The sequence below is a fragment of the Protofrankia sp. Cas3 genome, from assembly GCF_963555955.1.
Classification (GTDB): domain Bacteria; phylum Actinomycetota; class Actinomycetes; order Frankiales; family Frankiaceae; genus Protofrankia.
Genome location: NZ_CAUVXP010000165.1, coordinates 2,982 through 13,604, shown reverse-complemented (window position 1 = coordinate 13,604; position 10,623 = coordinate 2,982). Strand labels below are relative to the sequence as shown.

At 69.6% G+C, this 10,623-nt stretch carries 12 protein-coding genes; 2 read left to right on the top strand and 10 right to left on the bottom strand.

All coding sequences use genetic code 11. From position 1 onward, the window contains the following. The first annotated feature begins 298 nt into the window (after nt 1-298). Nucleotides 299-1,078: a ParA family protein gene (locus U9983_RS22905; protein ID WP_322755997.1), complete on the top strand. Its 780-nt coding sequence runs from the start codon at nt 299-301 to the stop codon at nt 1,076-1,078. 266 nt (nt 1,079-1,344) lie between these two features. Next, nucleotides 1,345-1,578, top strand: coding sequence for a hypothetical protein (locus U9983_RS22900; RefSeq protein ID WP_322755996.1), 234 nt, complete (start codon nt 1,345-1,347; stop codon nt 1,576-1,578). A gap of 187 nt (nt 1,579-1,765) precedes the next feature. Here the strand turns inward: U9983_RS22900 and U9983_RS28065 are convergent, their stop codons facing one another. The 10 genes from U9983_RS28065 to U9983_RS22855 form a co-directional block, all read right to left on the bottom strand. Next, nucleotides 1,766-1,834, bottom strand: a complete 69-nt coding sequence (locus tag U9983_RS28065) for a hypothetical protein (protein ID WP_416211491.1) — start codon at nt 1,832-1,834, stop codon at nt 1,766-1,768. An 8-nt stretch (nt 1,835-1,842) separates the two neighbouring features. Beyond that, nucleotides 1,843-2,235 carry a DUF4326 domain-containing protein gene (locus tag U9983_RS22895; protein WP_322755995.1) on the bottom strand — a complete coding sequence of 131 codons (393 nt, stop codon included), beginning with the start codon at nt 2,233-2,235 and terminating at the stop codon, nt 1,843-1,845. A gap of 89 nt (nt 2,236-2,324) precedes the next feature. Next, nucleotides 2,325-3,725, bottom strand: coding sequence for a DNA cytosine methyltransferase (locus tag U9983_RS22890; RefSeq protein WP_322755994.1), 1,401 nt, complete (start codon nt 3,723-3,725; stop codon nt 2,325-2,327). Further along, nucleotides 3,722-4,054: a hypothetical protein gene (locus tag U9983_RS22885; RefSeq protein ID WP_322755993.1), complete on the bottom strand. Its 333-nt coding sequence runs from the start codon at nt 4,052-4,054 to the stop codon at nt 3,722-3,724. The genes U9983_RS22890 and U9983_RS22885 overlap by 4 nt, the downstream gene beginning before the upstream one ends. Next, complete coding sequence (locus U9983_RS22880) at nt 4,051-4,332, bottom strand: MazG nucleotide pyrophosphohydrolase domain-containing protein (RefSeq protein WP_322755998.1); 282 nt, start codon at nt 4,330-4,332, stop codon at nt 4,051-4,053. Before U9983_RS22880 ends, U9983_RS22885 begins: the two co-directional genes overlap by 4 nt. Nucleotides 4,333-4,365: 33 nt before the next feature. Continuing rightward, nucleotides 4,366-5,340 carry a tyrosine-type recombinase/integrase gene (locus tag U9983_RS22875; RefSeq protein WP_322755992.1) on the bottom strand — a complete coding sequence of 325 codons (975 nt, stop codon included), beginning with the start codon at nt 5,338-5,340 and terminating at the stop codon, nt 4,366-4,368. 276 nt (nt 5,341-5,616) lie between these two features. Further along, complete coding sequence (locus U9983_RS22870) at nt 5,617-5,979, bottom strand: ParA family protein (RefSeq protein WP_322755991.1); 363 nt, start codon at nt 5,977-5,979, stop codon at nt 5,617-5,619. 502 nt (nt 5,980-6,481) lie between these two features. Continuing rightward, a complete protein-coding gene (locus tag U9983_RS22865; protein WP_322755990.1) occupies nt 6,482-8,569 on the bottom strand; it encodes a hypothetical protein in 2,088 nt (695 codons plus the stop codon). Then, nucleotides 8,566-9,519 (bottom strand): bifunctional DNA primase/polymerase, encoded by a 954-nt coding sequence (locus tag U9983_RS22860; protein WP_322755989.1) that lies wholly within the window; start codon nt 9,517-9,519, stop codon nt 8,566-8,568. The genes U9983_RS22865 and U9983_RS22860 overlap by 4 nt, the downstream gene beginning before the upstream one ends. 183 nt (nt 9,520-9,702) lie before the next feature. Continuing rightward, nucleotides 9,703-10,614 carry a helix-turn-helix transcriptional regulator gene (locus U9983_RS22855; RefSeq protein ID WP_322755988.1) on the bottom strand — a complete coding sequence of 304 codons (912 nt, stop codon included), beginning with the start codon at nt 10,612-10,614 and terminating at the stop codon, nt 9,703-9,705. Between the last annotated feature and the right edge of the window lie 9 nt (nt 10,615-10,623).

The following is a 10,623-nucleotide window of genomic DNA, read 5'->3' as shown; positions in this document are numbered from 1 at the left end:
AAGTCGACGTCGCGGTGGGCGTCGTAGGCGTCCGGCGGGATGGCCAGCTCGTCGGTGGAGTACTCGCCGAAGCGGGTGATCGGGTCGGTGAGGTACGGGGAGGGGTGCAGCCAAGGTACGGCGGAAACCGGCAATAGGCGGGTAGCGGGGCCAGTAGTGGGTGCGGGTTTCGGGCAACGCGGCTACGCGCACTCCGCTACCGCCCACAGGTCCCCATACATGCCCATGGGCTGCCCATACATGGCCCTTACCTCGCCGTACCTGAAGTGTGGGCAGGTACGGGCCTAGGGTCTGAGGCATGTATGTGACGGCGGTGGTGAATCAGAAGGGCGGGGTCGGGAAGTCCGCGACCGTGCTCAACGTGGGGGCTGCGCTGGCGGAGAGTGGCCGGCGGGTACTGCTGGTCGACCTAGATCCGCAGGGCCACCTGACCCGGGCGCTGGGGTTGCCAGCGGCGGGGACGGCGAACCTGCCACGGGCGCTGCTGGGGCAGTGGGACGGCGAGCTCGGGGAGCTGGTGCTGCCGTTCGGGGAGCGGCTGCAGGTGCTGCCCACCAGTGAGGACATGTTCGTCCTGGAGCCGCAGCTGTACTCCCGCACGGGGCGGGAGTGGCTGCTGAGCCGGTTGCTCGACGCGTTCGCGCCGGCGTTCGACGACTGTCTGATCGACTGTCCGCCCTCGTTGGGTGCGTTGACGGACGCCGCGCTGGCGGCGGCCCGCACCGACGGCGATCACATGGGCCGGGTCGTCATCCCGGTGCAGGCCGAGGACTCCTCCCTGGACGCGTTGCGGCTCTTGTTGCGGCAGCTGGCGACGCTGACACAGGTACTGGCGATCGAGGTTCCGGTGGCCGGCCTGGTCGTCAACCTCTACGACGCGCGGCGGGGACGGGTGGCCACCTCCATGCTCGAGGTTTTCCAGCGCCGGGATGACGTGCTCGCCGTCATCGGGGACCGCAAGGAGATCCGCGAGGGATGGCGCCTGAAGCAGCCGGTGATCGCCCATGCTCCGGAGTCCGAGCCGGCCGGCTGGTACCGGGACCTGGCCAAGCGGTTGGTTGACGGTGGTGCCCGGTGAGCGCCGCCAGGAGCGGGCGGCGGGGCGCGCTGCCCCCGCCCGATGATGCCAACACCGACCCGGACGCCGTTCTGAGATCGCGGTTCAGCCTCGCCCCACCACCGATCACGGAACCGCCGGCGGCCCATCCCGTACCGGCCTCCACCTCGCCCATACCCAACCCATACCCAGGTATGGGCAGGTATGGGCCGGGTGCAGATGCGGGATCCCGTTCCAGTGCCCCGAGCGGCGGGGCACGTCGAGGCAGCCGCCCCGACGCTGCCGGCATGCGCCGGGTCAGCTACTACATCACCACGGATGCGGCCGAGCAGCTCGACGAGGCCGTCACCCGTGTGACCCAGGCGTTGGGTGGTGACCTGCCCAAGCACGTCGCGCTCTCCGCACTGATCGCGGCCGCGGCGGCGGCCGCCGACCGGGTGGCCGAGGACCTGGCCAGCGCCCGGGCCCACGAGCTGGCCGACCAGCTCGCCCAGCTCCGCCGGGGTACACACGGCAGCTGACCCCATCCCATACCCGGCCCGTGGGTGGCCCATACCTCGATATGGGCCACCTACGGGCCGGGTATGGGATCTCTAAGTCAGGACCTGAGACCGGTGTCCACAGACACCACCGCCAGGCACCCCCAGCAGCTGTCGATGAGCGAATAGTCACGCTGTAGTGCGATATCTCGTACCTATGAGGCGCTGGTCAGCCACGGTAAACGTCGCGGCGGTGGCCACGCTCTACGACCAGGACCACGAGTACGCCATCTCGCACCGTGTAGATCACCCGGTAGTCGCCGATCCGACTCCGGCTGACGCCCGTGGCTCCTGATCACCGGGTTCGCTGGCCCTACGGGCGAGTTCGGCCAGGACGTCGGCATGGCAGGGGCGGTCCAGCGGGCACCAGCATGCCAGCGGCCGGCCGGCCAGGGTGGCCAGTTCCGCGAGCCGGGCCGGCCGGGTGTAGCGCCGGCCGGCCCGGTCGGTCTGCTCGTCCGCGCCGATACCGGCCATCCATGCGGCGTAGCGCCGCACAGCTTCGGCGTGGCCGTGGTCGCGCCAGTCGAACGGGTTCCCCCAGCGGGTCGGGCGGGCGACCACGACGGCGCCGGCCGGTTTGCGCCAGCCCGACGCGCGCGACAGTCGGATCCGACGGGGGAGCGCCGATGTGGTCATCCGAGCATGCTCCTTCTCCGGGGTTGGGTGTGCGAGGTGTCGGAGCTGGTGCGGCAACGGTCGTTGCCGTACCAGCGGGTGGTCGTGGGTCAGGCTGCGAGGGCGGCCAGGAGCCGTTCGGCGAGCAGCCGGGCGGCGGGTGGGGTGACGGCGTTGCCGAGCATCCGCATCCGGTCGCCGCGGCGGCCGGCGAGCTGGTAGCCGGTGGGGAAGGCCATGGCGCCGCGGACCTCGTCGGGGGTGAGCATCCGGAAGGTGCAGGCGTCGATGTCGGGGTCGGTGACCTGGTCGGGGGTGAGGAGGGCGTGGCGGTCGCGGGTGGTGCAGGTCGATGCCGGTTGGCTGACCGGGGTGGCGGTGCCGGTGCGGTAGTAGGGGACCAGCAGTGCCCCGGCCGGTGGGCCGCTGGTGATCAGGGCGTGGTGTTCGCCGCCGGCGGTCACGGTGCCCAGTGGGGTGGTGAGGCTGTGTGCCCGTCGGCGTTCCCCGCCGCCGCGTAGGCGGAGAAGGAACGGTTCACCGCAGGCCATCCCGTCGGCGCCGCGGCTAGTGTCGGCGGGCGGTGGACTGCCGGGGGTGGCGGCGTCGTGCTGCCACGGTTCGCCGGCCGGGGTAGGCGCGGGCTGGCCGTGGCGGGCCAGGCCGGCGCGGATGCGGTCCCGGGTGGCTGGGGCGAGGGGGCGGGTCCGGTCGGCGATCCGCTGTCCTGGCCGGGTCCAGTCGATGATGGCGGCCGCGGGCAGCGTGTAGGGCTGCACCGCGGTTGCGCAGCCGGGGTTCGGGCAGCGGTAGAGGTATTGGGCGCGGTAGCGGCCCCAGCGGACCTCGGGGCGTTTCCAGGTCTGGACGGCGCCGACCGGGGTCTGGCAGGTCGGGCACCAGCCGGGCGGGCGGATGTCGAGGTCGGGTGCGGGCAGCCCCCGGCGCGTGAAGACGATGTAGAGCCGGTCGCGGTACTGCGGGGCGCCGGGGTAGTCCGTGCCGTGCGCGAATGCCGAGTTGAGGTAGACGGCCTGGTGGGTGTAGCCGAGGTCGTGCATGACGGCGATCCAGCCGCGCCAGCCCACCCACCAGCGGACGTCGACCACGTTTTCGACGATCACAGTCTGGTAGGGGTGGCCGCGGTCGGTCATCGTCTCGGTGAACCGGGGGACGTCCCACATGGTGACCCGGGAGCGGGTGGCCCCTGGGTCGTCGGGGTTGTCGAACAGTTCGGTCTGGCCGGTGTGGCGGCGTCGGCCGTTGGCGACGCTGTGGTTGGTGCATTCCGGGGAGGCCCACAGCCAGTCGGTGGCCGGGTAGCGGCGCGGGTCGACCGCGGCGATGTCGGCGCAGTCGTGGTCGGTTGTCGGGTGGTTGGCCTGGTGGACGTCGACGGCCAGGCGCCAGTGGTTCGCGGCCATCACGACCTGGATTCCGGCGGCGGCCAGTCCGGTGGAGGATCCGCCGGCGCCACAGAACAGATCCAACACGGTCCGGCCACCAGTCACGGGTCCGCCCTCCGGTCGGCGTCAACCGTAATCAGCGCAGGGTCGTACTCGATTGACCGGCAGGCCGGGCATGTCCGGGTGCGGCCCACCCGGTCATGCCATGCCCGGTCCTGCCACGGCTCCCAACAGTGACCGAGCAGCGCGCATCCGACACGATCCACACAGGTCGGACAGGTCATGGCATCACCGAGGACCGCCCAGCCATCGCTGGCTAGCAGGGCGCGGGCCTGCTCAAGCGAGAGGAACAGGCAGGGCTCATCCGGGTCGGGCGCGAGCTCGCCGCAACGGTCGCACCGGACCTCCAGGTAGACGACCGTCCGCCAGCTCACCGCTCCTCCCCCGCTTCGTTCTCACGCCAGCCGCGCGCCAGGACCGTGTCGACCTTGTGTGCGATCACGGTGTCGATATCGATGTCGAACGCGGCGGCGGTCACATAGGCGGTGATGATGACGTCGGCGAGTTCCTCCTCCACCGCGGTGAACGCGCCACGGCGACGGGCGAGACCGAGGAAGCGGCGGGCCGCCTGCACGAACTCCCCGGTCTCTTCGGCGAGCGCGAGGACCTGGCGGACCCGCTCTTCCTGGCCCGGGACTCGGGTCGGAGCCAGGAAGTGACAGGTAGCCGTGCGTGATGGGGCGGGTCAGTGGCGGCGTGCGGCGGGGTCGGTGGCGGCCATGTGGGCGGCGATGGCGTCGGGGCCGGGGCGGGCGTAGCGCTCGAGGCTGCGCACGGAGGCGTGCCGGGAGCGAGCGAGCAGGGTGGGGGTGTTCGTGCCGGCTTCGGCTTCGTGGGTGAGCATCGCGTGGCGCAGCTGGTGCAGCGTCCAGCCGTCGGCCTGGCCGTCCGGGTCGGCGAGCAGGCGGGTGGCGGCGGCGAACAGTTCGGCGGCGCGGCGGTAGGACAGCCGGGCCCGGCCGCTGGTCGGACACAGGTCGCTGGCCGGGACGGGGCGGGTGGGCCGGCGGTCGGTGAGGAATACCGGCCCGCGGGTCCGCCCGGCGAGCAGCCGGGGCAGCAGCAGCGCCGCGCCGGTCTGCCAGAACACCCAGTCGGTGCCGCCGCCTTTGGAGGTCACGCGGGCACGTTTGCTGGCGGTGTCGAGATCGCCGATGTCGAGGGTGAGGATCTCCTCGGCGCGGGCGGCGGTCTCGTAGAGCAGCCGCCACAGCGTCTTGTCCCGCAGTGGCACGTCGAGGCGGAACAGCGCGGCGACCTGGTCGCGGGTCAGCGCCCTGGTGGTGTCGACGACGACCTTGGGCCTGGCCCAGCCGGCGGTGGGGTCGCCGGCGAGCCAGCCGGTCTCGCGCCACCAGGCCAGGGCCGAGCGCAGCGTGGACAGGTGGCGCACCCTCGTGGCCGGCGCGAGGTGGCCGAAGGCGGCGGTGAACGCCGCGGCGAGCTCGCCGGCGCCGGCCGGGGTGCCGAGAGCGGCGAGGTCCGCGCTGGCCGCGGTGCCGGCGAGCCGTCCGGCGAGCGCGGTCAGGGTCTGCCGGTACTTGACCGCGGTCTTGGGCGACCAGGCGCCGGGCAGCGTGTGGGCGACCAGGAACGTCTCGGCCGCGTGGCCGAACGTCGGCACGGCGGCCGCGGGGCGGAGCGGCTGGACCTGGCCCACGGGCCCTCCCTGGACTCGTCGCAGGAAATGCGTACAGGTCGAGGGTGCCAGCCGGGTCCGACAATCTCGGCGCCGCCGGCACTGTCATGATCGCTGCCGACAGGTTGCCGCAGGGAATCGGTCATTTACTGCGGCAGAACCCTGACGGGGCGCCAGAGCCCAGAAGTCCGATAAGCCGACCTCGAAACGGAATTACCGCTACCGCTATCCGCTGCTCGCTTGGCCCTCACCCCGAACCAGCGACTGACCGTCACGTTGACTACAGAGAGCTACTTGTCACTTGGTTCGCCGTTCGTTAACGGCACCCCGACTCGGCGCGACCGGCACCAGCAGGTCGTCGGTGACCATCAGCGCCTGGCGGAGCAAGTCGCCGCGTTCCGGCCCAGTGTCGATGACGATGTGGTCGTAGTCACCCGCAACGGCGGCCACCCGCCGGCCCAGGTCAGGCACGGCCCACGGGACGACAACCACGGTGGCCGGCCAGTCCTCGGCGTTCGCGGACCAGTCCACGGCGGAGGCGTTCGTGCCGTCCGCGTCCACGAGCAGGACCCGGCCGGTGCGGGCCAGCCCCAGCGCCAGGTAGACGGCGGTCGTGGTCTTGGCCACGCCCCCCTTCAGGTTCCCTACGACGATGCGCATACCACCATCCTCCGGTGCGGTGTCCCGGTGTCGCGACACCGGGATGTCTCTGTACTTCTGACACCGCGGTGTCGTGATGTCGAGACGGTCCTACCTAAGTGCTAACCAGGGGGGCGATCTTGGACGGATGGAACGGTCCGCTCCCCGGTGCGGCCTGTAGCGATGATCACTATAGGCAACCGAACGCCTATGCAAACTTTTTGCATCATCGCCGTCCCACACGAGGAGGGGTATGTCTCTGATTCCAAGTGCGCCAAGTGCGCCACAGCTAACACTTTCTACTGCGGTACATAGAAATCTCGTGGCGCACTTGCCATCTGTCAGTGCGCCACGAGGGAGCCAAGTGCGCCACTACGTCGGAGACGTGGCGCACTTCGGTAAACCGTGGCGCACTGCTTAGAGCGTGTGGCGCACTCCTCACTCACAGGTGCGCCACACGCTCAATGGGTCCTACCTGCACATTCACATAATATGATCTTGTTGTGGCGCACCCGGCGCACCTTTAACGCACACCCTCTACACCCAGTGAGGACGCGTGAAGATGCAAGACCTGCGCCCGTCGCGCTCCGTCAACGGTTCGTCGGACAGCAAGCCTCGTTTTCCCCGACGACTGCTCGACCGATGCGAGGATGCCGGCGTCGTGGAGCCGCTTTCGCAGGGTTGATTCGCCAGGGAGCGCTGGTAGGCCGGTGGACCGGCCGTGGCGGACGGCCATGGCGTAGGCGGCGTCCGGGTCGAGGTAGACGTGGTCCTGGTCGACCCAGCCGATTCGGCTGCCGCGGGGGCGATCGACCAGGTCCCCGCCGACCAGTTCGGAGACCCAGCCCCATGCTGGTGCCCGTGGTGGGCATCTTCCGTCCAGGTCGGTGAGGTGCGCGTGCCCGCCGACGATCGAGGCTTTGAGGCTGTCGAGGTAGATCCGGACGGGGTTCGCGTCCTGCTGGGCGTCGGCTTGTGTGTCGGCACCGGTGATCAAGGCATGCCATACCCGGAGGTAGAGCGCCTCGCGCTGATCTGTGGTGATCGCTCCGATCGTCGCGGCGTAGTCCAGCCATACCCGCCAGCCGAGAGTGAGGCTCGCGACCATGTCGGGGGTCTTGCGGTGCTGTCCGGCTGTGGTGGCCGCGGCCCGTAGCTGGGTGCGGTGGACGGCCAGCGCGTCGGCGAACCCAGGGTCGGCGTCCATCTGTGCGGCGAGCCAGCGGATGTAGCCGGCGAAGGCGAGGGCGTAGATGCCGTCGCGGGCGTGGTGCTGGCAGATGGTCAGTGCATCCCAGTTCAGCGCGTCGTGGCCGAGTTCGGCGATGTAGAGGCGGCCGCGGAGGGAGTGGCCGGGGGGTAGGTCCTCGCCGGTGGCGAGTACCTGGGCGCGTGGTGGCCGGGAGGCTCGCAGGGTCGCGGTGGCATCGAGCCGGTCGCGGCCGGCACTGTTCGCGGACCCGCGAATCAGGTGGTCGGCGGCCTTCTGCATCCGGGCGATGTCCTGCTGGCTGCCGGTCGGGATGTAGTCGTCTACGACGTACAGGGCGTTCGCCAGCAGGAACGCCTTTTCGGCGAGTGCGTTGGCGGTGCTGGCCCAGGCACCGGGGAAATGCCGGTCATCGAGGCCGGCTCCGTAGTGCTGTTGCGCCAACGCGGCGAGCTGGGATTTGCCGGATCCGGTGCGGCCGACGATCCACACCCCGCCGTCTGGGGTGAGCGGGAGGGCTGCGCGTAGGGCGGCGCCGAGGGTCGGCACGGTGACGGTGTCCGGGGCGATGTCGAGGATCGCGAGGCTGGCCCGCACAGCGTGCTGCAGGTCATCGGCGGGCAGTGTGGCCGGGTCGGGCAGGTGGAAGCCGCCGAGGGCGCCTGCGAGGTCTACGGTCGCGGTGTCATCCAGGCCGTCGGCGCCGAGCGCACCGGACGCGGTCAGGTACCGGGTGCGTTCACCGATCATTCGCCAGCCGGTGTGTACGTAGACCGTTTGAGTGTTGGTGTCGTCGGAGGCGAGCAGCTGCGCGGCGGCGCGGACATGGTCGCGGGCGGACGGGACGGGCAGCACGACGGCGCGGTGTCCGGCGGCGCTGGTCGACCAGTCCACGACGTCGGCGAGCCGGTCGCCGGGCACGTCCTCGTCACCCCACTGGCCGGAGGGCAGGGTGACCCGGATCCGGTAGGTCTTGGTGACCCCGGCCGGTCCGGACCCATCGTCCCTGCGGATGCTGGCGACGATCCGTGGCACGAACGTGGCGACCATCTGCCACTCGCCGTCGGGGCGCAGCACGTACAGGCATCCGTCGCGGCCGCCGCGGTAGAGCTTGGCGGCGTCGACCTGGGTCCGTGCGTCGATCCGCTCGGCGCGGCGCTGATCGCGGTGCTCTCTCCGCGCGTCGCGTTCCAGCCCTGTGAACTTGCCTTTGGTGATGAACCGGCCCTCGGCGAGGCCATCGCGGTAGACGTCTTTGGTCTCGTTGCTGGCCCCGGTATCGACCAGGGCGCGGATGACCGTGCGGAGGTGGCGGATACGGGCCAACTCGTCCATCGGTACCAGGTCGGCCAGGAGGCTGTCGAGCGGCGGAACGAGCGGCTGCGCGGCGTCGGCGCTCATGCGGCACCACCAGCCCGGGGGCGGCGCATGCCCGCGGTCATCCCGGATTTGATTGTCCGGTCAGCGTCGGCGCCGGTCAGCCCGGCGGCGAGTGCCGCCTCGCGGAGCACCTGGCGGACGTCGTCTTCCGCCAGCAGTCCACCGGCAGCCAGGCGGCCCATCTTGTACGCGGCACCGTTCAGCGCATGATTCCTGCCGCTGTCCGGTGGCATTGCCGCGATATCGGAGGCCTCGCCGAGCAGTGCGGCTGCCGCCCATCTCTCCAGCCTGCCTCTGTCGGCCGCTACCTGCCGCACCCGGGCAGCGGCGCGGTTTTCACCGCCAAAAACCGCCCCCCTGGTTGGCTGTTCTTCCGATTGTGAGATCAGGGTTAGGAGCCATGGAGGTAGATTGCACGGTGTTGGCGGTGCGGAATGGTCCAAGAGGTAGTTTTGTCCGCTAATCTCTGACCCGATACCGACGACGTATCCGCCGTGCGCGCGAATGTCGACACACCATGCGACCGTTCGCGCGGAGTTCCGGATCTTGATTTCGCTGTTGGGTGCCCGGTACAGCAGGTGACGACCACCGCTAGGAGTGTGGGTGGTCATGGTCGACGGCCACGGCTCCCCGGCGGCATTGGCGAGTGCCGCGAGTACGTCACGCCCGTTCTGCACGCCGGTGTCCCGCCAACGGCCGGGTGTCACTTCACCGGGCTTGGGTACATCCAGATCGACAGCGACCAGGCCGCTCGGTCCCGTGGCAACGCCGATGTTGTATGGGGCTTGGCTCCAGACGCGCCGGATGAGGTCAGGATCGGTCGTGGCGCGGTTCTCCCAATCGGCCCACAGGGGGGGACGCTTCGCCCCGACGTGGACGGGATGTACGGCTATCCCGCGCGCTGCGTAGCCGAGCGCTGCGCAGAGCAGGCGGCCACGGAGGTTGTGAGCGGTGGCGACCAGTTGTGCCATGTGATCCCTCTCGGGTCATGGCGAGTCCGGTAGCACGGGGGTGGCCACATCCCGTACCGTTGAACTCGCCGCGTAGACATCGGCTTTGCAAGATCCGGCCCGGGGAGTGGGAAGCTCCTCGGGCCATTTTTTGTGATCGATTCGTTGCTATGAGCGTCTACCAGATGCTCGACAGATACGGCGCTACCTGGTTATGTCGGTGTGTCGCGTTGGAAGCCATGGACGGGCGCCGTCCCATAGGTGCTCAAGGTGATGGGCGTACTGGTCGAACGGACCGCCGTCTTGCGTGCGACGTAGGTGGAACGTGAGGCTTCCGTGTCCGAGGCGATCGGCGATGTGCTCGCACACGAGAGCCTCGTGGTCGAATCGGAAGATTGACCGAGAGACGTGCGCCTCTGCGTTGGTAGCCGAGAGTCTCACCTCGATGCCCGGAATCGGACCAAGTTTGGCTAGTTCCTCTAGAGCGATGTTGATCCGGGTGCTAACCGTGAGCGAGGCCTTCTCGACGCCCTCTCGGCGGCGCGTGACCTCCCCTTCGGGGTCGCCAAGCAGGATCCGGATGCGCACGCCAGCGGCAGCCTTCGCGCGGAGCGTGTCAGAGAATCGAGGGCGCTCCGTCCAGAAGAAGTAGTTTGTGTAGCCACCGAGGAATATCTCCGTCGTGGTATCGGCAATGAGGCGATCCCACAACTCGTCTGAGACGTCGGCGCGGTGGGGAAAGATCTGGTAGATCTCATGGGCGGTGCGGCGTTGGTAGCGCCGAAGAAGTTCCTTGACGAGATCGCCATCGTCGATCTGCGCTGGGTCGACGAACCGTTGGATCTCCAACACGTCGGAGTCGGTCGGCACCCACAAGCCGAGCCGGCGTCGCGTTTCGATCAACGGCAACTCGAAGGCGGCCGCGATGCTCTCCGCGACCGTGTTGGGTACCTCATACTGTCCGCGTTCGTATGCCGAGACACGTACTTGGCTGACGTTGAGGCGTCGTGCGAGGTCGCTGCCGGTCCAGCCGCGGGTCTCCCGTTCGCTGCGTAGCCAGACTCCGGCGTCCTGTAGCCGCTGCTTCCGGTCGTCTGGATCATCTTCCGTCGCCATGTCCTACAG

Excerpts from the sequence above, each read along its gene's own strand:
- U9983_RS22865 (WP_322755990.1), bottom strand. The coding sequence starts at position 8,569 with ATGAGCGCCGACGCCGCGCAGCCGCTCGTTCCGCCGCTCGACAGCCTC.
- U9983_RS22855 (WP_322755988.1), bottom strand. The coding sequence starts at position 10,614 with ATGGCGACGGAAGATGATCCAGACGACCGGAAGCAGCGGCTACAGGAC.
- U9983_RS22905 (WP_322755997.1), top strand. The coding sequence starts at position 299 with ATGTATGTGACGGCGGTGGTGAATCAGAAGGGCGGGGTCGGGAAGTCC.
- U9983_RS22900 (WP_322755996.1), top strand. The coding sequence starts at position 1,345 with ATGCGCCGGGTCAGCTACTACATCACCACGGATGCGGCCGAGCAGCTC.
- U9983_RS22895 (WP_322755995.1), bottom strand. The coding sequence starts at position 2,235 with ATGACCACATCGGCGCTCCCCCGTCGGATCCGACTGTCGCGCGCGTCG.
- U9983_RS22860 (WP_322755989.1), bottom strand. The coding sequence starts at position 9,519 with ATGGCACAACTGGTCGCCACCGCTCACAACCTCCGTGGCCGCCTGCTC.
- U9983_RS22870 (WP_322755991.1), bottom strand. The coding sequence starts at position 5,979 with ATGCGCATCGTCGTAGGGAACCTGAAGGGGGGCGTGGCCAAGACCACG.